The organism is Mesorhizobium montanum (assembly GCF_033977145.1).
GTDB lineage: Bacteria > Pseudomonadota > Alphaproteobacteria > Rhizobiales > Rhizobiaceae > Mesorhizobium > Mesorhizobium montanum.
On the sequence record NZ_JAVIJF010000075.1, the window covers coordinates 1 to 506 of the forward strand.

The window sequence follows — 506 nt, forward strand, 5'->3', positions numbered from 1 at the left end:
CCTAAATGCCATCGAGGATCCGGCGAACTTCACGCGATCGCGATCCGTCGGCGCCTGGCTCGGATTGACGACGCGACGCTATCAGTCGGGCGAAGTAGATTATGACGGCCATATCTCCCGGCGTGGAGATACCCACGTGCGTTCGCTTCTCTATGAAGCCGCCGTCGTGATCCTGACCCGCAGTCGGGGTGAGAGTGATTTGCGCAATTGGGGTATCAGACTACGCGAGAACATCGGCTTCAAACGCTCCGCTATCGCTGTCGCCCGGAAGCTCTCCGTCATCATGAATGCGATGCTCCGCTCCGGCGAGCTCTTCAAGAGAGAATCTATCACCGCCATCACCGTCTAACTATCGAGCTCTGCAGCGCCCATGGCGTGAAGAGGTGTCCCTGCCGGGACCGAGGCTGGTCCATTCCGTTAAGACCGTTGCACCACGAGTTTGCTCGGAGCGTGCGAGACATACATTGGAAGGCCCATCCCGCGAAGCACCATGATGCGGCGACCGA

The 506-nt window shown here is 59.3% G+C and carries 1 protein-coding gene; it reads left to right on the plus strand.

The window, feature by feature from the left end; translation table 11 throughout:
* Positions 1 to 349, plus strand: a 349-nt coding sequence (locus RFM68_RS33530; protein ID WP_320237207.1) for a transposase, incomplete at its 5' end; no start/stop codon positions are given.
* Positions 350 to 506 lie beyond the last annotated feature (157 nt).